Source organism: Streptomyces sp. AM6-12 (genome assembly GCF_044327085.1).
Lineage (GTDB): Bacteria > Actinomycetota > Actinomycetes > Streptomycetales > Streptomycetaceae > Streptomyces.
This window is the reverse complement of record NZ_JBIQWN010000003.1, coordinates 213,016-231,003: the sequence shown is the minus strand read 5'-3', so window position 1 is coordinate 231,003 and position 17,988 is coordinate 213,016. Positions and strand designations below refer to the sequence as shown.

Genomic DNA, 17,988 nt, shown 5'->3' with positions numbered 1-17,988 from the left:
TGTCATGCCCCGCGCGCGGTCGCGCACCGGCCGGGTCGGCGCGGTACGTGTCAGGGGTGCGCTATCTCGGTCGTGACCTCGTCGTACCGGACGAGACGAGGGGTGAAGGAATAGGAGGGATGTCTGTCCTTCAGCCGCGCCGTGGCGTCGTCGAGATACGCCCACATGTCGGCGGGGTCGGCATCGACGCCGAACGTCGCGTCGTTCAGCACCTCCATGTCGGGACTGGAGATGTACGCCACGTACTTGAGGGTCTGACTGCCACCGGCCATGGTTGTCACGGTCTCCTTCGAGGTGTCGTGCGGTGTGTCCGTGACCTTGCCGCCCGCGGTCTCGGCGGCCTGCGCCGTGCCGGGCGCCGTGAGAAGTGCCGACGCGGCGACTGCGCCGGTGGCGCCCAGGACGGTGCGTCTGGAGATGTCTGACACGGTCCTCCCCCTACCTCCTTGCGACCCTCCTCGCGAAGGCCCGCGGCAGACGTTACAGCGGCGGCTTCGCCGTGGAGGGCGAATTCGGTGGCCGGGGAACTTCTGTTCGGTCGGGCGGCTCGTGGGCTGCTGGGAGCGGCGGCCACGGCGCCGCGGCGCTCGGCTGAGTTCCGGCCGGTGCCCGGTGGTTCACGCCAGACGGCGGCCGGTCCCTCGGACCGCGGCGATCGTCAGGGTGCTGCCCACCGCGACCGGTCGCCGGGGCCGGAACTCCGCCGGGGTGAGGCCGACGCGACGGCCGTGCGGTGCGGTGCCGTTCCCGGTCCGAAACGGGATGAACCCGTTGCCGGCGGTCGCCCTGCGCCACGTCCTCTTCCGGACCGCGGGGAAACTGCCGCGCCCCCGAACGCACGGACGAGCGCTGGCTAGGATCAGGCATGAGACCGAACTTCATGCATTCTGAGACGAGTTGGTCGCGGCGCACAGTGGCTCTGGCTTCCTTGCTGAGTGCGGCGGCCCTTGTATGGACTGCGGTCGCACTGAGCGTGCACACGACCGGCTCGATCGCACTGGACCCCGACAGCGTGACCGATGCCGATATGGCCCGGCTGGCCGCTGCCGTGATGGCCGGCATTGCGGCGGTGGCCGCCGGACTGTGGTGGCGCCACTGGGTGACCGTACGTCGGCCGACGACTGGCGGAGGCTGGGCTCGGGCGGCGTTTGCCGTCTCCGCCGTCCACTCGGTGTTCGTCGTGCCGGTGATCGTGCTCGCCTCCTGGGAGTGGAGTGCGTCCGCGATCCTGTTCACGTGCGCGCTGATCGCCGCCGGTGTGCGGGAGGCCGCCTGGACGAGCGCACCGGCTACCGGGGCCGTCGCGTCGGGGTGACGCGTCCTTGCGGGGACGGAGGAGACTGGACGACCGGAGGGTGCTCAACGGGATCGGGGGGAAGTTCCGTACCGGGACGGCCTGGCGGGATGTGCCCGAGCGTACGGGCCCACGCTGCACACCCGCTTCCGCCGCTGGGCGGCAGACGGCACGTTCGAGCGGATGCTCAAGGCCGCTCATGCGCAGGCGGACGCAGGGGGAGATGTCGGCTGGCTGGTCTCGGTCGACTCCACCATCGTCCGCGCCCACCGGCACGCCGCCGGGCCCGAAAGGGGGGACTTCACAGTCCTGGCCTCGGACGCTCCCGAGGCTGCCTCGTCATGCCGCGATCCTGACCCTCGACCTTGACCAAGGAGACAGGGGCATCCCCCCGCCGCGGCAGTCGGCTCCGTGAGTAGAGCGGTGGGCGTCAGGGCGGCGGCCCGGTTCTGGGGCTGCCGCCCTGACGCCCGGATGCCTCAGTTCACGTTGCCGGCGGACCAGGCGGCTGCCACAGCGTTGTATTCGTCGCTGTCAGAGCCCAACTCGCCAGGGCCAGGACATCGACGCGCGGCCAGGAGAGCTGTGGGGACAGCTGTTCCCGAGAGAATCGCTGTGGCCGGCCGGGCATCCCCCTCAGCGCTGTTCGAAGGCTACGGGCCGCTTCCCACCGACGCCGTCGAGCGGCTCGGCCTCTACCGGCTCCACCATCCGTCCGAGTTGGCCACGGGGCGCCGACTCGGGTGTCTCACCTCGGGTCCAGACGAGACGCCCACCGGGTTTCGGCAGCCTCGTCCTGCAACCAGCGAAGCGCCGGAGTTGGCGCATGGCCTCTCCCGCCGCGCACACCACGGGTCTCGACCTGCCATTCCTCCGACGTTGCCTGCGCGAAGGTGCCGGCGATGCAGCCGACGGTGTCGAGGTGTCGAGCCCGTCGGAAACGCCGGCCGTGGCAGTCCTGGGCCTCGGGCGTGAAGAGGACCGGCGCGCTGACGATGGGGCGCGTCGGCCACGGCAGGACCGCCGACGAGGGGTCCGGCGGCACGGACCTCTGTCCGCAGGAGGCCGCGGCATGGGTGCGGCAGGCCAACACCTACCCTGGGGACGACGAGCGCGATCTCCGGCGGCCGCGGAGAACCAGTGCCGTGACCGGCCCCGTCAACCACGCTGTCCGCATCCGAAGACACCCGGTGCGCTCGCGCGTCGCGGCACTACTCTGCCGACGTGACCACAACCGAGGAACCCCGCGCCGTCGTCGCGCTGACCGATGTCGCCGTCCACCGCCGTACCACCGGGCAGGAGATCGTCCTCGACGGGATCACCTGGACCGTCCGGCCTGGCGAGCACTGGGCGCTGCTGGGCGCCAACGGGGCCGGCAAGACCACCCTGCTGCGGCTCGTCGGAGCGGCCATGTATCCCACCGCCGGCACCGTCGAGGTCCTCGGTGACCTGCTCGGCCGCGTCGACATGCGCGAACTGCGGGCCCGCGTCGGCCTGGTGTCCGCCGCCCAGAAGGTCCCGCTGGACGCCACCGCCCACACCGTCGTCCTCACGGGGGCGACCGGCACCGTGCAGCCGCTGTGGCGGGAGTACGGCAGCGCGGTCCGCGAGCGTGCCCACGACCTGCTCGGTGAGCTGGGGTGCAAGGAGTTCGTCGACCGCCGTTTCGGCGACTGCTCGGGCGGCCAGCGGGCCCGGATCCTCATCTGCCGCGCGCTGATGGCGGATCCGTCGCTGCTCCTGCTCGACGAACCCTTCAACGCCCTCGACCTGCCCTCCCGCGAGGACCTCGTGGACGCGCTGCAACGGCTCGCGGCCGACCGTGCCGGTCTCGCCACCGTCACGGTCACCCACCATCTGGAGGAGCTCCCGCCCAGCACCACCCATGCCTTCCTGCTCAAGGAGGGGCGTGAGCTGGCGTCCGGTCCCATCGACGGCGTGCTCACCCCGGACAACATGACGCGCTGCTTCGGACGTCCCGTGCATGTGGCCCGCCACGACGGCCGGTGGTACGCACGCTCGGGCCGCTGACACCGTGACCGCACGGGGGCGGTCGGCCCGGCCGGGTGCTTTCCCCGGCCGGCAACCAGGGTGCCGTGCAGGCCCAGGTGACGGAGCGCGGACGCGGGCGGCAGGGCCTTGGGCGGGGTAGTCAGCGGGCAGGACGGGGAGCTGCATCCAGGTGCGGAGCATGGCGGTGCAGGTGAGGACCGCCGCCTCGTCGGAGCCGGATAAGCCGACCGTCTCCATGAGTTGCTCGCCAGGATCGGCTGAGGGTGCCGGTCCGGGTCGGGCGCGGGAGCGAGTGGTGGGCCGGCGGGGGGGCGGCCAGGCGAGGGCGCGTCGCCAGCCGCGCGGTACCAGGGCGTGACGTGGCAGCGGGCCGCGGGTCGGGTCCTTGGCCTGGCTGGCTGAGCGGGACGCGCGGCGGCACCCGCCTCAATCGTTAGCCGTGTTGGCCCGGGGAAGTCCGGCGATCGGCACCCCGGCCCGCTTCGAGGTCCGCAGGATGCCGCAAGTGAAGGAGTCGGCCACCATGCCGAGGCCGAGGCTGTGGCCGGTTCAGGCGATGGGGCCCTGGCCCCGGTGCTGATCCGCTTCAAGACCCGGGTCATGGAGCCCGGAACCTTGCTCCGGTGACGCGGTCGTGCCAGTCGATCGCGACAAACGCGGGCGCGTTGGGCTCCGACCAGCGCGGGCCGGTCTCGGTGGCGAGCCTCGCCCGTGCGGTGACCACCGGCCTTATGGCGCCTGGGCCGTGTACTGGGGCAGCATCACTGCATGGTCAACTACGTTCCCTCGCCTGACGAGGTCGCCGCCGCCCAGACCCCCAACGGCGGCTGGTCGAAGAAGCAGCTCGCCGAATGGGGTGTCCCTTGGCCCCCGCCGACGGGCTGGCGCAAACACCTCGAGGCGAAGTGGCGAGGCGAGGACGTCGGGCCGTTGCCCCGAGAGGAGCCGGATCAGGACGCCCTGTTCTGATCCTGGTCGACCAACTCGTCCTCGCACGGCCGTCGTCAGCCTACCAACCATGCCCGGAGCACACGCCGAGGGCGACGAAGGCCTGCTGGTACCGACTGCGCCCGCTGCGCCTGTTCCTCGACTCCGGCGGCGCCGAACTGCCCGCCGGCACCGAGGCGGCCGCTGCTCGCGGCGAGGCCCTGTAGGCATTGGCCGACTTGCGTGCTGCCCGCCACAGCGTCGACGCGCCGGAGGGTTGGACCCATTGACCCGAACGAGTCCAGCATCGGACGGCTACACGTGCAGCCATTTTGCCTTAAGTGGCCGTTCGCGTGTTGACGGCGAGGTCGTCGCCGACGCGGTACAGCCGAGGAGGAGAGCCGGAGTGCCTCCGTGATGGGGATGGAGGAGTCCGCTGGCATGGTGCCCGTGTGGCCGTACGGCCGGGCGGAGACGCACCGGGCGCCTCCGCCCGGCCCCGGCTCAGCGACGGGTGATCACCGTCAACCGGCTCCCGCCGGTGACCGCGCCACCGGCGAGTCCCTCGATCAGGGAGGCGTCACCGTGGCCGGTGAACGCGAGCAGGACGACGGCGAGGACGGACAGCAGGCCGGTGAACTGAGGGCTCTGCACGAGCGGTTCGTGCATCGTTTCGCCAGGTCGGAGCCACGTGAATCGGCGCTGGCGTATATGCGGGGACTCGTCGCACCGCTGGAGCGGAAGAACGGCTGGACGCTGGCGGAGGAGGCGGGTCATGCGGGACCCGACCGGATCCACCGGCTGTTGAACAGGATCGACTGGGATGCGGACGAGGTCCTGGACGACGTGCGTGAGCACGTCGTGGAACATCTCGGGGACCGGGATGCGGTACTGATCGTCGACGACACCGGTTTCCTGAAGAAGGGGAACCGTTCGGCCGGCGTCCGGCGGCAGTACTCCGGAACCGCGGGACGGACGGAGAACTGCCAGGTCGGGGTCTTCCTCGCCTATGCCGCCGACCGCGGCCGCACCCTCATCGACCGGAGCCTTTATCTGCCGACGTCCCGGACGGACGACCGGGAACGGTGCAGGCGGGCCGGCATCGACGACGAGGTCGCCTTCGAGACGAAGGTGGCGATGGCCCGGGCGATGGTCCGCCGGGCGATCCAGGGGAAGATCCCGTTCGGGTGGGTGACCGCGGACGCCGGTTACGGCTATTCCAAGAGCTGGCGGACCGAGCTGGAACGGGCGGACGTCTTCCACGTCATGGCCACCACCCGCCACGACACCGTCGTCACCCGCTGGGCCATGGACCACCCCGTTCATGACCTGTTCCACGGGCTGCCGCGGCAGAAGTGGAAGCGCCGGTCCTGCGGGAACGGGTCTCATGGGCCCCGCGTGTCCGACTGGGCACGGGTGGAGGTCCGGCCCTGGCACCGGGAAGACCGCAGGCACTGGGTGATCGCCCGCCGCAGCGTCCGCAGGCCCGAGGAGATCTCCTACTACATCGCCTACTGCCCCGCCGACACCACACTTGACCAGCTCATTCGTGTGGTCGGCAGCCGCTGGGCGGTCGAGGAAGTACCCGAGCCGCACGGCGACGGCTGCCCCCTCTGCCCCAAGTACGCCAAGCTGCCCGAGCACGCGGACAGGTGGGCCGAGCACCGGGCCCGCGGCCTGTTCCTTCCCGAAGGCGTCGCGCGGCTGCTGTACGCCCCGCGCTGCCCCGGCAGAGCGCCCATGATCTTCCGTCCCTTCGTCGGGGCGGAGGCCACCTACCCACCTGGGTCGGTGGCGAGGAGTATGAACACAGAAGGAGTACACGATGAGGGAATCGATCACCTGGCGGATGGCCGAAGGCGGCGAAGGCGAAGGCGACGACGGCCTCCCCGGCGAGCCGTGGCCCCTGCCGCCGACCCCTCCGTCCCCCGACGGCGGCCCGCGGTTCATCGGCTGAGATGACACTCACCGGAGTGGAGGAGGGACGGTCCGAGCTGGGCCGCTCCCTTCTCGAACGCAAGCACCTGACGGCCGACTGGCTCCCGGCGTTCGCCGCCGTGCCCCGGTCGGACTTCCTGCCGGACGTCATCTGGCCGTTCGACATGGACACCGGCACCACCGTCGCCGTAGACCGGCGCGCCGATCCGGCCCTCTGGTCGTCCTACGTCAACGCGGACGTGCCGATCGTCACCCAGTGGGACGACGGTACAGGCGAGGGGCCCGGCTGCGTGCCGACGTCGTCGGCGTCCATGCCGAGCGTGGTGTTCCGCATGCTGTCGGCTCTGGAGGTCGAGGCCGGGCACCGGGTCTTGGAGATCGGTACCGGGACCGGGTGGAACGCGGCGCTCCTGGCCCACCGGCTCGGAGCGGATGCCGTGGCGAGCATCGAGATCGACAGGGACGTTGCCAACGCAGCCCGTGAGCGCCTGCTGGCCCATCAGCTGTACGGGCCGGTCCTGACTCGGGACGGCGAGGACGGCGACGACATGGGAGCGCCATACGACCGGATCATCGCCACGGCCGGGGTGCGCCGGATTCCGCCGGCCTGGCTCCGCGATGCCCCCGGCGGGAAGATCCTCGCCCCGTGGGGGACGCACTTCGGCAATGGCGACGCCCTCGTGCGGCTCCAGGTGTCCGAGGATGGGTGCATCGCGGACGGCCGCTTTCTGGGGCCGGTCGAGTTCATGAAGCTGCGTGGGCAGCGGACCCAGTTCGCCGGCCACGACGTCTACGTCCCGAACGGGGTGAACGGCGCCGATCGCAGTACCACGACCGTCACCGAGGAACAGCTTCTGGGAGGCGGCCAGTTCGCCGCCCAGCGATTCGCCGTGGGGCTGAGGGTATGCGACTGCTATCAGCAGGTGGCTGATAAGCGGGACGGCGCCCGGCCGGTGTGGTTCTACGGCCTGAAGGACCGGTCCTGGGCCTGCGTCATGTTCCAGGACGGCCGCGCGGAGGCCACGGTGTGGCAGTCCGGGCCTCGACGGCTGTGGGACGAGGTCGCGTCGGCGCTCGCCTGGTGGCGGGCAGCTGGTGAACCAGGCTACGAACGCTTCGGGCTCACTGTCAGCGTGCACCGTCAGCGTGCCTGGCTGGACCAACCGACGGATTACTGGAGGGTCTGAAAACAGAAGCCCCCCGCTCGTACGCCGAGGCGAACGAGCGCGGGTCTTCTGCATTGGAGCTACCCCCGCGGGCGCGGGGACGACTCTTCGTGACCTGCGGTGTTGTCAGGTGACCAAGTCATTTTGCTTCACCTCGTTCGTGGATCACCAGGGTCTTCACCGCGGGTGTGGACGAGCTGTGCAGCAGCCATGTATTGGGACTCTTCCGCGCGTGGGACGACCGTCGGCCGTCCCGATACCCGAGATCGCGTGAAGCCGCCCCCGGGCGCGCGGACGCCAGGAAACTGTCCCCGGGATCGAGGCGAACGGGGAGCGATCCCGCAAGGCGTGGAGACGACATCGCCGCTTGCTATCGACGGCGCCCGGTCTGTTCCAGCGATTCGCACGTCACGGTGCGATCCACTCCTGTTGCATCTGGCGGGCCAGATCGCGGACGCCCAGACCATCGCGGACATACGCGGCCAAGGCCAGGCAGTGGCGCCGCGACCGCCGGCTGCGCAAGCGGGTGGCCGCGGAGTTGATCGGTCTCTGCCCCGAGTGCGGCCGCGCGGCCGTGTCGGGCACGGCAGGGCCCTCCGGATGGGGTTCACGGTCAGCTCGTGCCGCGTCGGGCCGCCGCGCGGATCGCCGCCTCGGCCTCCGCCAGAGCGTCGGTCAGGGACGGTTCGTCGAGTCCCGGTACGCACACCACCCGGTCGCCGTCCAACGCCGCGAGTGAGGCGTCCACGACTTGGCCCACCGGCATGCCGCCTTCGGCGTGCACGGCCTGGTCACCTTCCGGCACCGGCTCCTGCCCGCGGGATCGATGGAACTCGGTGGCGGTCAGCCCCGGACACAGCACCTGGATCCTCAGCGGTGTGGCGGCCAGCTCGGCCGCGAGGGTGCGGGTGAAGGTGACGACGTAGCCCTTGGTGCCGCCGTACACCGCGCGCTCGGGCAGCGGGTGCGGCGGCAGCGAGCCCGCGAAGGCCAGCTGCGAGGCGACGTTGACCACGGTTCCGTCACCGCGCGCCAGCATGCCCGGGACCACGGCCCGGGTGAGAGCGGTGACGGCCAGGACGTTGATGTGCAGGACCTTCGCCAGCAAGTCCGGTTCGAGCTCGGCGAACGGGCCGTACCCGTTGATACCGGCGTTGTTGAGGAGGAACCCGATGTCGTCGCCCGCCGCCCGGCTCACCACCCGGGCCAGGTCGTCGGGCACCGACAGGTCGGCCACCAGGGTCTCCGCCGTGGTGCCCGTCTCCTCGCGCAACCGCCGGGCGAGGTCGTCCAGCCGCTGGGCCCTGCGGGCCACGAGGACCGTGTCCCATCCCTGGACGGCGAGGCGCTCCGCGTAGGCCGCACCGATGCCGGAGGATGCGCCCGTCACCAGGGCCGTACCGCGTCGTGTGCTCACCTGTGTGCCGCCTTTCAGCCCGCTGACCTGCAGTGTGCGCGTACAAACACCGTTGTACCAGCCAGCCACCGCGTCCCGGACAAGGCTCTTGGCTGCTGCCGGATACGGGCGTGGAAGCGAGGTGGGTACTCGTTGTCCACGCTGCACCTCAGCCTCACCGTTCACCCCGCCCACCTGGGAAAACGGCCTGTGAGTCTCCTAGCCTCACAGCGTGGCATCGCTCGGAGAGCGGGCCTGTCCCGCTGATCCGCGACGGCGGGCGCGGGGCTGCCGCACGAGGCGAGAGGGGGCCCGGTGGCGGGGATCGAGCGGGAGCCTGAGACCGCAGCCTCCCGGCGGGCTCGTCGGCGCACGGAAGGCGGAGGGGGCGTGGCTCCGGCAGGCCCGGGTCGTTGAGTATCCGGCCGCACCGCGGGCCTTGCGGTGGGCGCTGGCCGCAACGCGAACGAGGACCGATACCGAAGAAGCCCGCTCACGACCCGGCGTACGGCTACGACCCGGAGACGAACACGGTCCGGGTCGATCAGCACGATCTGGCGCGGCTGCTGTTGATGTTCCGCTCGCTGATGCGTGAGCAGCGGCCCGGCCGGTGGAAGCACATGCACGACTTCGACCTGTCCTTCGAGCGCCTCGCGGACGCGGTCGACGCGAGCTCGGAGATCCGGTACGGCAAGCGCTGGACGGGGCCTGATGTGCGGATGCGCTGCACCACGACCGAGCCGGCCTACGTCTGGGCGAACGGCGCCCCGTACGACGGAGAGGCGACGTTCACCTGGATGGTGCCGGGCTACGGCTCGCACGCCACCAAGGACGAAACCTTCCGCGTCACGCACAAGGCGCTGTGCGGGTTCAGCTGGGGCAAGGACGACAAGCCGCGCCAGGCGGAGGGCCTGCCGGAGTGCCCGGAGTGTCGGCGCGAGGTACAGCTCGGTGCCTACCGGCCCCGCGGCGCCTGGTGACTATCGGCATGAATCCGCGTTGCCATCGGGTGGATACGGCGGTGGCTACGATGTGAAACGGCCCGGCCCCGGCAGCTGCAATGCCGGGCCGGGCCGTTGTCACAGGGGTGGCTACCCGAGCCAGACGATGTTCAGGACCGTCAGGCTGTGCCGGGGCCGGTCTCCTCAACCGCCCCGTCCTCGGGGGCTGAGGAGCGTTTCGGTGCTGCGCTGGCCCTCGGGCAGGATCTGAACCCGCTCTCGCATGCACAACCATGCAGACGCCGACCCATCTGCACTGCTTCCCTTCGGTCGCCGATGAGTTTCGGTGTGCGTGACGGTCCAAGTCGGCACACCTGACGCAGGGAGAATCCGGTGGACAAGACGCGCCTGCATCCGATGGCTCACATCGCACGTCGCATGTTCGGGCTCCTGGAGCCGATCTGCCTGGTCACGTTCCTCGCGGGCGAGTGCAACGAGGAACTGGCCGCGCTCGGCCACCGCACCTACTGGGACGGCTACTTCGCCAGCCGCGCCGCACCACTGGGACGGGTGCCGGCCCAAGTCGTGCACGCAGCCTTCTACAACTTCGCCGACGGGGAAGTGGCACGGCACATCCCCAGCGCCTGGGAGACGATCTCGCCCGAGGCCTCCGTCGCCGCTCGGGAGCGGGGCAGCGCGGCCTCCCTACGGCGCATCCTCGGCGACGAGCTGGCCGAGTCCCCGGGTCTGGCGCGCGCCGCGGACCTGATCACCAAGGCCGCGACGAGCGCCCCTACCGAAGGCCGGGTGATGTACGCCGGCATGCGCGCCCTTGAGGTACCCAGCGACCCCGTCGCCCGGCTGTGGCACTCCGCGACCATGCTGCGTGAGCACCGCGGCGACGGGCACATCGCCGCTCTCGTCGGCGCGCGTATCGGCGGCACGGAGGCCCACGTGCTCTCCGCTCTGGAACAGGGCATCCACCCCCCGGAGTCGTTCGGACGCATCCAACACCTGCCTAAGGAGCGCCTGGCCGCGGTCCTGGACGGTATGCGCGAACGCGGACTCATCGACATCGACGGCCACTTCACCGATGCGGGCCGCGCGACCAAACGGCGCATCGAAACCGTCACTGACGAACTCGCCACCCCGCCCTACGACGCCCTGTCCCCCGCCGAACTCGACGAACTGATCACCGACCTCGAACCCATCACGGCGGCCCTGGTGGCCTCAGGCTCGCAGTGACAGGCAGGATGCCGAGGCCGCTCGGGTCGGCTACGACCGCGCGACTGCGGCAGCGCGTGGCTGGGAGAGGGCGGCCAGATGCCTGACGCCGAGGTCGACGCCGACGCGGCCGTGCTGCCGCTGGCGGTGGGTGGGCTGCTCGGGCAACTCGGTGGTGCCGCCATCGCATTCGGGCCTGGCGGAGACACCACCCGGCAGGTCCGGCCGACCGCTGTGGCGGTGCCTTGTGACCGCGTACGCCGTGCTGTTCGTGCTGTTCGCCGTGACGACCGGAGCGCAGGTGTACTACCTGGGCGGCCTGTACGTGTGCCTGCTGGCGGCCGGGGCCGTGGGACTCGACGGGTGGTTGCACTCCCGGCCGGGCCGGTTGCGCGGCTTGATGGTCGCAACGGCCGTCTCGTCTGCGCTGCTCGCCGTGATCGTGCTGCCGGCACTGCCGCCCTCCGACGTGGCCTGGACGTACGGCATCAACGCGAATTCGGGGGAATCCCTGGGCTGGCCCCAGCTGGTGGGCACCGTGCGGCAGGTATGGACCGGGCTCCCGCCCGAGCAACGCGCGAACGCGGTGATCTTCACGGCGGACTACGGCGAGGCCGGCGCTATCAACGAACTCGGCCGCGGTACGGCGTTGCCCACCGCAGTAAGCGCCCACAACACCGACTGGTGGTGGGGGCCCGGCAACCCTGACGCCACGACCGTGGTGGCCGTCGCCCCCGGCCCCGACCACGCCCCCGAGTACGCCGCCCATCTGCTCCGGTACTTCCGGCACGTCCGGGTGGCTGCCACCCTCTCCAACCCCTACGGCGTGCACAACGTCGAATGGGGCGGCCACGTCTACGTCTGCACAGGCCCCCGCCACCCCTGGGGCGAGACGTGGCCCGAACTGCGCCACTACGCGTAATGCCCCGTTACGCGCCTCCGTCTCCGGGACACCCTCGTCCAGCAGCCCTGTACCTCGCACCGTCACTGCTGGTGCACGGCCACCTTCACCCCGAGCGCATGGTTGAACGCCCACCGCGCCGCACCCGCATGCCGGGCCAACGCCTCCACCTGGACGGGCGTAGGACCCAGAACGAACTGGAACGCCCGGAGAACGTCCTGCCGCACTCACCCACCCCTCAACTCGCATGCAGAGCAATTGCGTTGCATCGTAGAGGGCACCACTGGCAACGCGCCCGACCTGGGCGCTTACCTGAGCCTGCTGGGCGACCGCCAGGGCGGAGGACAGGTCCAGTACGGCCCCGGTCGAGGTGACGGCGGCGGCGTCTTCGTCGTAGCCGTCGTCCTTCACGGGCCGGCCCTTGGCGTCGAGGCGGAGCTTGCGCGGCGCGGAGATCCGCACCGGCTTCGGCAGCAGCGCCTTGGCTTCCTTGCGGCCCTTCCGGGTGAGCAGCCGCAGCTGGTGTCCCGACTCCAGTCGCGTCTCCACCCGGACCAGGCCCGGTGCCGGACGGCCCCGCCCCAGGGGCGGGAACGGGGCCGTGGGCCGCTGGCTCAGCCCAATCGCCACTGCTGGTTGGCGCCGCCGTTGCAGGTGTACAGCTCCACCTGGGTGCCGTTGACGTTGCCAGAGGGCTGGTCACCGCCGGTGACGTCGAGGCACAGGCCGGACTGGACGCCGGTGACGGCGCCGTCGGAGTTCAGTCGCCACTGCTGGTTGGCACCGCCGTTGCAGGTGTACAGATCGACCTTGGTGCCGGAGGTGGTGGCGCCACCGTAGGCATCCAGGCACTGGGTGCCGCCGTACAGCCGCAGTTCGCCCGCGGCGGTGGGCGTGACCTGCTGGTTGGCGCCGCCGTTGCAGTCCCAGATGTCGATCTTGGTGCCGGGCGTGGTCTGCTTGTCGTAGGCGTCCAGGCAGCGGCCGGAGGACGCGCCGATCAGCGGGTGCGTCGTGCCGGTGGTGGTGGCGCTGCCGGTGGACACGCGGTACATGACGGTGCCGTGGCCGGGAACGGTGGCCGATATCGCGCCCGTGGTGGTGGTCTTCACGTGCGACCACAGGTTGTTCAGGGTGTAGCCGCTGCTGGAGGCGGGCATGCCGACCGCGGATGTGGTGGTGGAGATGGTGGCCGCGCCGGAGTTCTCGTTGAACAGCGCCACCGACACGTCGCCGTTCGCGAGCGGTTTGGCCAGCACGTCCAGGCCGCCGGCGGAAGCGATCTCCACGCCCTGTTTGCCGAGGGAATCCTGGTCGACGGCGATGACGTCGCGGTTGCCGAGGATGGAGGCGGTGGCGGCGGTGGAGCTCGGCAGGTCGTTGCCGGCGATCAGCGGCGCGGCCATCTCCGCCCACAGGCTGAATTCGCTGCGGTCTTCGGTGAAGGACATCCCGCCGTTGCCGACCTCCAGCATGTCCGGGTCGTTCCACCCGCCGGGGCCTGCGTACTCGGCGAGCTGGACGTTGGTGTGGAAGTTCGACAGCATGGAACTGTAGCTGTCGCTGATGTCGCCGGTGGTGCGCCACATGTTGCCGACACCCGCGCCCCACTTCCACACGCTGTCCACGCCCCACTCGCACAGGCTGAACAGGATGGACCGACCGCTACGGGCCAGCGCGTCGCGCATGGTGGTGTCTCGCTGCTGCGCGGGACTGCCGTCGCTGTTGCAGTTGTCGTACTTGAGCAGGTCCACGCCCCAGGAGGCGAAGCTGTTCGCGTCGGTCTGCTCGTGGCCGAGGCTGCCGGGGAAGCCCTGGCAGGTCTTGGTGCCGGCGCTCTCGTAGATGCCCAGCTTCAGGCCCTTGCCGTGTATGTAGGCGGCAGTGCCGGCGATGCCGTCGGGGAACTTGGACGGATCGGGCACCAGGTGGCCGCCGGAGTCCCGGCTGCCGGCCATCCAGCAGTCGTCGATGTCGACATACTTGTAGCCGGCCGCAGCCAGACCCGAGGACACCATGTGGTCCGCGACGGACTTCACCTTCTGCTCGGTGACGTCACAGCCGAACTTGTTCCAGCTGTTCCAGCCCATCGGCGGGGTCAGAGCCAGCCCGTTGGACAGTGCCGCCGCCTGCGGCGCGGTGCCGAGGGCCCAAGCGGCCGACGCGGTGAGCAGGGCCAGGACGGTGCCGGACGCGGCGAGGGCGGATCTGCGGGCGACGCCGTGCATGCCGCCCTTCCCGGCCGGGTGCGCGCGGGATTCGCGAGCGGGACGAAAGTGCATGTGCCCTTCCTTCCAGTCGGAGTGTCCGCCTGAGGGGCATCCGGCCGCAGGCGAACCCACGTGGCGTTGCGTCACATCCCCGCCGGCAACAGCGGCAGGCCGAACAAGTATGTGAGGTGACGGTGGAAACTGTTCGTTTCTGTGCGGATGCCTGCACACCGTGGCAGGCCGCGCCACCCCCGTCAAGAGGGGCGACGTGGCATCCGGGGAACCAGCCTCTGCAAGCTCGACGAAGGAAGGGCAGCAGCATCAGCACGGAGTACGCGCAGTTTCGGTCAGGCAGTGTGGCCGTAGCCGAGGTGGGTGCCGGAGTAGCCCTCGCAGAAGGCAGGCATTGCCGGTTCGTCGGCGTCCACGGGGCGGTGGCAAGCCGAGCAGAACAGCGGCTCCTTGCCTGCGGGCGCGATGGTGAGTTCGTGCCGGACGCGTCGGCCGCGGCCGACGTAGCAGATGCGCTGCCGCCGACAGGGCGTGCAGTCCAGCACGTGCTGCTGCCAGGCGTACCAGGTGATCAGCCAGCTGATCCGGGCCAGGTAGCAGTCGGAGCAGCCGTGGTAGCCGGGATACTCCAGGCCGACAGCGTCCGGTCCTGCGGGGCCCGCGCACCATACGCAAGCCGCGCCAGCACACTGTTCCTCGGATAACCCCAGGGGCACTTGGTGGTAGGCGATGAGCCGGTGCAGGCGCTGTGACTCCTCGGGAACCAGGACGGCGGTCATCGACGGAGCTCCAGGGCTAGGGCGCGGAGGGCACGTTGTACGTCGCAGAGAGTCGGGTCGTCCGTGCACTGCTCGCAGCACTTCCAGTGCGACTTGTACGCGGCCAGGGCCCGCTTTAGCGTGCAGGTCCGGCAACCGCGGGGGAACCAGCGGCCGACGACACCGAGGATTGCTTCGTAGCGTTGCCCGAGGTCTACCGCGGTAGCGCCGTCAAGATGCCAATCGCACCAGACGCAGTGGGCGCCGCGTACCTGCGGGGCCGTCAGCTGTGACGGTGCCGGGAGCTCCCAGGAAGTGAGCAGCATGGCGGCGCTCGGGGGGCTGCTCACGGTGTCACTCGACATGGGAAAGGCCTCCACGACCAGCGCGTCTGTCTGACACGACTGACCGTAGGCAGAGCACGCCTATCCCACCCGAGCTGACAGTTCGGGTGCCCCAGACGCTCGGTCAGACGAGACCGATCCGGTGGGCCAGTTGTTCGGCCTGCCGGGCATGCATAGCCCGCGCGCGACGGATCACCGTCAGCGCCAGCTGCCGCGCAAGCGGCGTCCGCGCGAGATCTTCCGGTGCGACCGCCTCCAGCCCCAGCAGCGACAGCAGGACCGCAGCATCGTCGCGACGTTGACTGTGGCAGGCGGCAACCTCCAGCCCGAACGTGAACTCCCGCTCCAGTGACGGCAACGGGCTCGTGTCGATCGCGTCCGCTGTATGCAGAGCCTCCCCAGTGTCACCGGCCTCCATATCGATCGACAGCGCATGCAGGGCCACGTTCGTCGGCCCGAACACCGTCCATCCGACGTTGCTGTTGTCCGGCACCCTGCGGGCCACTGGCGCGGCGTGCTCCTTCAGCCGTTGCCGGGCCTCCCACCACCGCCGGCGGCGCGCCGCGCCCACGACCGCGACGAGCTGGAGCGCGCCGCCCATCGCCGCCCGCTTCACGTCCGGGATCTGGGCTGCGGCTACCTGCTCGGCCGCGCGCAACGCCAGCTCCTCCGCCTCGGCCGGCTGGCCCGCAGCGAGGAGCACATGGCCAAGGTTCCACTGCGCGGCAGCGATCCGCAGCGGGTCGTCAGCGTCCTCGGCAGCGCGCAGCGCGCGGTCAGCAGCGAGGGTGGCAAGGTCAACGCGGCCGGTACGCCGCAGGTACGAGCGGAGCAGGCAGTACAGGTCGGCGGCGGCCCGGAGCACGGCGCGTCGCTCAGCCACGTCCGTGCCGGCTCGGGCCGCGCGCGCGGCGTGCTCTACGTCGGCAACGAGATCGGGCAGTGTCTCGGCAGCCTCAGTGAATCGTGCGCCGCTGGTCTGCCAGCTTGTCCATGCTGCTTCGACCCGGTCCCTGAGTACGGCTGTCGCGATCGGTGCAGCGCTTCGGGCGGGTCCGTAGCCGAGGAGGGCGCGGCCCACTGCGGCCTCAGCTGTGCCCGCTGCCTCCTCCTCGACGGGTGGCCGCTCCGACAACAGCGCGGCGGCCGGCACCCCAAGCTCCTGCGCGAGGGCGTACAGGATCGGCAGGGAGGGCACCTTGAGGCCGCGTTCGATCTGCGACAGGTAGTCCGGGCTGATGCCCACCAGTCCGGCGACGGCGTCCTGCCGTCGGCCGCCGCGGTAGTGCCTGATCCTGTCCCCAATGGGAAGGTCTGATGCAACCATGCGCCGCTCCTCGACCCTCCTGTCTGAGCGTAGGGTGCCCGCTGTGTGGGGACCCAGGATTCGGACGGAGAGGAGCATCTGGTGCCGGAACTGGTGCTGTGGGACATCGACCATACGCTGATGGCGACGGGTGGTCTGGGTCGGGAGCTGTGGGGCGCGGCGTTCGATCAGGTGACAGGCGTGGTCATGCGGGAGCAGGCCGATGTTACGGGCTCCACGGAGCGGGTGATTCTGCGTGAGACAGCGCGCCTGCACGGCGTCGAATGCGACGCGAGCCTGTTCCCCCGGTTCGCTGAGGCGCTCGGGGCGCTGCACGTCCGCCGTGCGGCCGAGTTGCGGGACCGCGGGCATGCTCTCCCCGGCGCCGCCGTGGCACTCGCCGCTATCGCGAACCGCGGTGTGCGTCAGTCCGTTGTCACCGGAAACGTGCGCGTGGCAGCCGAGGTGAAGCTCGCCGTGTTCGGCCTGGACCCCTACCTGGACCTGGACGAGGGGGCGTACGGGGAGGATGGCGAGGAGCGCCCCGAGCTGCTGCGGACTACACTCGCGCGGACGCGAGTGGCGCCGGAGAGGGCAGTGTTCCTCGGCGATACGCCAGCTGATGTTGCTGCCGGCCACGAGGCCGGTGTGTACACGGTGGCAGTCGCGACCGGCAAAACACCTGTTGGAGCGCTGCGAGATGCTGGTGCAGATGCCGTACTCGACGATCTGTCGGATACGACCCGTTTGCTCGCGGCAGTGGATCACTAGTCTGAGGGCATGTCCCCCACCTCCCGGCCCTGCACCGCTGTGCGGTCTGCTGCCGAGATCAACGCGCAGATCCGGCCGTGTGGTCGCATCTGCAGGTGCCTCTTTCGCGGGAGCAGCGAGCGGAGTACGAGCGGCTGTGCGCCGAACTCGCGCGAGTGCAGCACCAGGACGTGACGGCGGCGGCATAGCTGGGTAAGGCAAAGCCCCGCGTCATGACCGTCCGGATCCTGCTCGCCGACGACCAGCCGCTGGTGCGGTCCGGTCTACGTGTGATCATGGCCGATCGCCCCGACCTGGAAGTCGTCGGTGAGGCCGCCACCGGCGCCGAGGCGGTCCAACTGGTCAGGGATGTCAGTCCCGATGTCGTGGTGATGGACATCCGGATGCCGGGCATGGACGGGATCGAGGCCACCCGCCTGATCACGGCCGGGCCGGCAGCCACGCGCGTCCTCGTCCTGACCACCTTCGACGAGGACGACCATGTCTACGGCGCGCTCCGGGCCGGCGCGAGCGGCTTCGTGGTCAAGGACATGGCGCTGGACGAGCTCCTCGCGGCGGTCCGTGGTCGCCGCCGACGACGCACCGATCGCGCCGGGTGTGACACGTCGCCTGATCGCGGACTTCATCGGGCGCCCCGCGGCTGTCCCGGAACGCTCCCCACGGCCGGTCGAGGGCATCACCGAGCGGGAACGGGAAGTGCTGACCCTAGTCGGACGCGGCCGGTCGAACTGTGCGACATCACGTGAGTTCCCCTGAGCCCCGCTGAGTCCTTGTCCCTGTGGCCAGG

15 protein-coding genes and 3 pseudogenes are annotated in these 17,988 nt (G+C 70.5%); 11 read left to right on the top strand and 7 right to left on the bottom strand.

The window, feature by feature from the left end:
- Window positions 1–50: 50 nt before the first annotated feature.
- Window positions 51–428 carry a hypothetical protein gene (locus ACE4Q9_RS34300; protein ID WP_397988568.1) on the bottom strand — a complete coding sequence of 126 codons (378 nt, stop codon included), beginning with the start codon at window positions 426–428 and terminating at the stop codon, window positions 51–53.
- A gap of 545 nt (window positions 429–973) precedes the next feature.
- Here ACE4Q9_RS34300 and ACE4Q9_RS34295 point away from each other — a divergent pair.
- The 4 genes and pseudogenes from ACE4Q9_RS34295 to ACE4Q9_RS34280 all read left to right on the top strand — a co-directional run bounded on the left by ACE4Q9_RS34295 (window position 974) and on the right by ACE4Q9_RS34280 (window position 4,276).
- The gene (locus ACE4Q9_RS34295) at window positions 974–1,315 is read left to right on the top strand and encodes a hypothetical protein (protein ID WP_397988567.1); all 342 of its coding nucleotides are present in this window, start codon (window positions 974–976) and stop codon (window positions 1,313–1,315) included.
- A 10-nt stretch (window positions 1,316–1,325) separates the two neighbouring features.
- Window positions 1,326–1,460: pseudogene (locus ACE4Q9_RS34290) on the top strand (transposase); the annotation flags it as partial.
- Window positions 1,461–2,518: 1,058 nt separating this feature from the next.
- Window positions 2,519–3,325: an ABC transporter ATP-binding protein gene (locus tag ACE4Q9_RS34285; protein WP_397988565.1), complete on the top strand. Its 807-nt coding sequence runs from the start codon at window positions 2,519–2,521 to the stop codon at window positions 3,323–3,325.
- Window positions 3,326–4,075: 750 nt separating this feature from the next.
- Window positions 4,076–4,276: a hypothetical protein gene (locus ACE4Q9_RS34280; protein ID WP_397988564.1), complete on the top strand. Its 201-nt coding sequence runs from the start codon at window positions 4,076–4,078 to the stop codon at window positions 4,274–4,276.
- A 462-nt stretch (window positions 4,277–4,738) separates the two neighbouring features.
- Here the strand turns inward: ACE4Q9_RS34280 and ACE4Q9_RS34275 are convergent, their stop codons facing one another.
- Window positions 4,739–4,888, bottom strand: coding sequence for a hypothetical protein (locus ACE4Q9_RS34275; RefSeq protein ID WP_397988896.1), 150 nt, complete (start codon window positions 4,886–4,888; stop codon window positions 4,739–4,741).
- Between ACE4Q9_RS34275 and ACE4Q9_RS34270 the strand changes: the two are divergent.
- Window positions 4,820–5,848: pseudogene (locus tag ACE4Q9_RS34270) on the top strand (IS701 family transposase); the annotation flags it as partial. The gene ACE4Q9_RS34275 and the pseudogene ACE4Q9_RS34270 overlap by 69 nt on opposite strands.
- A 344-nt stretch (window positions 5,849–6,192) precedes the next feature.
- A complete protein-coding gene (locus ACE4Q9_RS34265; RefSeq protein WP_397988563.1) occupies window positions 6,193–7,359 on the top strand; it encodes a protein-L-isoaspartate(D-aspartate) O-methyltransferase in 1,167 nt (388 codons plus the stop codon).
- Between the two features lie 592 nt (window positions 7,360–7,951).
- On the opposite strand, the gene ACE4Q9_RS34260 is transcribed toward ACE4Q9_RS34265, so the two are convergent.
- On the bottom strand, window positions 7,952–8,755 hold the full coding sequence (locus ACE4Q9_RS34260) for an SDR family NAD(P)-dependent oxidoreductase (protein WP_397988561.1): 804 nt from the start codon (window positions 8,753–8,755) through the stop codon (window positions 7,952–7,954).
- A 392-nt stretch (window positions 8,756–9,147) separates the two neighbouring features.
- Between ACE4Q9_RS34260 and ACE4Q9_RS34255 the strand changes: the two genes are divergently transcribed.
- The 3 genes from ACE4Q9_RS34255 to ACE4Q9_RS34245 all read left to right on the top strand — a co-directional run bounded on the left by ACE4Q9_RS34255 (window position 9,148) and on the right by ACE4Q9_RS34245 (window position 11,821).
- The gene (locus ACE4Q9_RS34255; protein ID WP_397988559.1) at window positions 9,148–9,714 is read left to right on the top strand and encodes a hypothetical protein; all 567 of its coding nucleotides are present in this window, start codon (window positions 9,148–9,150) and stop codon (window positions 9,712–9,714) included.
- 354 nt (window positions 9,715–10,068) lie between these two features.
- Window positions 10,069–10,920 carry a MarR family transcriptional regulator gene (locus tag ACE4Q9_RS34250; protein WP_397988557.1) on the top strand — a complete coding sequence of 284 codons (852 nt, stop codon included), beginning with the start codon at window positions 10,069–10,071 and terminating at the stop codon, window positions 10,918–10,920.
- Between the two features lie 226 nt (window positions 10,921–11,146).
- On the top strand, window positions 11,147–11,821 hold the full coding sequence (locus tag ACE4Q9_RS34245) for a hypothetical protein (protein WP_397988556.1): 675 nt from the start codon (window positions 11,147–11,149) through the stop codon (window positions 11,819–11,821).
- A gap of 62 nt (window positions 11,822–11,883) precedes the next feature.
- Here ACE4Q9_RS34245 and ACE4Q9_RS34240 read toward each other — a convergent pair whose 3' ends face one another.
- From ACE4Q9_RS34240 to ACE4Q9_RS34225, 4 genes are all read right to left on the bottom strand, one after another.
- Complete coding sequence (locus tag ACE4Q9_RS34240) at window positions 11,884–12,027, bottom strand: helix-turn-helix domain-containing protein (protein ID WP_397988554.1); 144 nt, start codon at window positions 12,025–12,027, stop codon at window positions 11,884–11,886.
- Window positions 12,028–12,414: 387 nt separating this feature from the next.
- Entirely contained in the window at window positions 12,415–14,028 is a 1,614-nt protein-coding gene (locus ACE4Q9_RS34235; RefSeq protein WP_397988874.1) for a glycoside hydrolase family 27 protein, read from the bottom strand.
- Window positions 14,029–14,357: 329 nt separating this feature from the next.
- Window positions 14,358–14,801 (bottom strand): hypothetical protein, encoded by a 444-nt coding sequence (locus tag ACE4Q9_RS34230; protein ID WP_397988552.1) that lies wholly within the window; start codon window positions 14,799–14,801, stop codon window positions 14,358–14,360.
- 447 nt (window positions 14,802–15,248) lie between these two features.
- The gene (locus ACE4Q9_RS34225; RefSeq protein WP_397988550.1) at window positions 15,249–16,451 is read right to left on the bottom strand and encodes a helix-turn-helix domain-containing protein; all 1,203 of its coding nucleotides are present in this window, start codon (window positions 16,449–16,451) and stop codon (window positions 15,249–15,251) included.
- 81 nt (window positions 16,452–16,532) lie between these two features.
- On the opposite strand from ACE4Q9_RS34225, the gene ACE4Q9_RS34220 reads away from it, so the two are divergent.
- A complete protein-coding gene (locus ACE4Q9_RS34220; RefSeq protein WP_397988549.1) occupies window positions 16,533–17,201 on the top strand; it encodes an HAD family hydrolase in 669 nt (222 codons plus the stop codon).
- A 212-nt stretch (window positions 17,202–17,413) separates the two neighbouring features.
- Window positions 17,414–17,948 (top strand): annotated as a pseudogene (locus tag ACE4Q9_RS34215) (response regulator transcription factor); the annotation flags it as partial.
- Window positions 17,949–17,988: the final 40 nt, after the last annotated feature.